A 1,212-nucleotide genomic window follows, 5' to 3' on the forward strand; every position below is an offset into this window, starting at 1 on the left:
GCCAGCACCGCGCCGAGCAGCGCCCCGCCGAGCACGCCTCCGCCCAGCAGCCCGCCGCCGAGCAGCCCGCCACCGAGCACGCCTCCGCCCAGCACGCCTCCGCCGACCGGCGGTGCGATCTACGCCGCGCCGAACGGCACCGCCGGGGCCGCCGGCACCCAGGCCAGCCCCACCACGATCGCCGCGGCGATCACCCGGGTCGGCGCGGGCGGCACGATCTACCTGCGCGGCGGCACGTACAACCTGTCCCAGACGGTCACCGTCGCCGCCGGCAACAACGGCACGTCGAGCGCCCGCAAGAACCTGTACGCCTACCCGGGCGAGACGCCGATCCTGAACTTCTCGGCGATGAGCGAGGACCCGGCCAACCGGGGACTGGCGCTCAACGCCTCGTACTGGCACGTGCGCGGGCTCGTGGTGGAGCGGGCCGGTGACAACGGGATCTTCGTCGGCGGCAGCAACAACATCATCGAGCGCACGGTGACCCGCTTCAACCGCGACACCGGGCTGCAACTGTCCCGGATCGCCTCCAGCACGCCGCGCGACCAGTGGCCCGCGAACAACCTGATGGTCAGCGTGGAGTCGCACGACAACGCCGACTCCGACGGCGAGGACGCCGACGGCTTCGCGGCCAAGCTCACCGTCGGCGGCGGCAACGTCTTCCGGTACGCGGTGTCGCACCACAACATCGACGACGGGTGGGACCTCTACACGAAGTCCGACACCGGCGCGATCGGCGCGGTGACCATCGAGGACTCGCTCGCGTACAGCAACGGCACGCTGAGCAACGGCACGCAGAACGGCAACGGCGACCGCAACGGCTTCAAGCTCGGCGGCGAGGACATCGCGGTCAACCACACCGTCCGGCGCACCATCGCGTACCGCAACGGCAAGCACGGGTTCACGTACAACCGCAACCCGGGCACCATGACGATCTCGAACAACCTGAGCATCGACAACACCGAACGCAACTTCTCGTTCGACGCCGGCACCTCGGTCTTCCGGAGCAACACGTCCTGCCGCTTCGCCGGCAGCGGTTCCAACGACAAGACGGTCGGCAACGTGGACGGCTCGAACCAGTTCTGGTCCGGCACCAACGGCTCCCGCTGCGCCACGTACTCCGGCGCCCTCGCCTGGTCCTTCACCACCACCGACGGCCGCCTGACGGTAACCCTGGGAGGCCGCCCCGTCTCCCTCTAACCCGCCCTCTAC

At 70.0% G+C, this 1,212-nt stretch carries 1 protein-coding gene; it reads left to right on the top strand.

The genetic code is table 11. From position 1 onward, the window contains the following. Positions 1-1,200 (top strand): right-handed parallel beta-helix repeat-containing protein (locus tag EAD96_RS00265; RefSeq protein ID WP_199733024.1); only part of this gene is annotated, 1,200 nt, incomplete at its 5' end. Between the last annotated feature and the right edge of the window lie 12 nt (positions 1,201-1,212).

It is taken from the genome of Micromonospora sp. BL1 (assembly GCF_003667485.1).
GTDB lineage: Bacteria > Actinomycetota > Actinomycetes > Mycobacteriales > Micromonosporaceae > Micromonospora > Micromonospora tulbaghiae.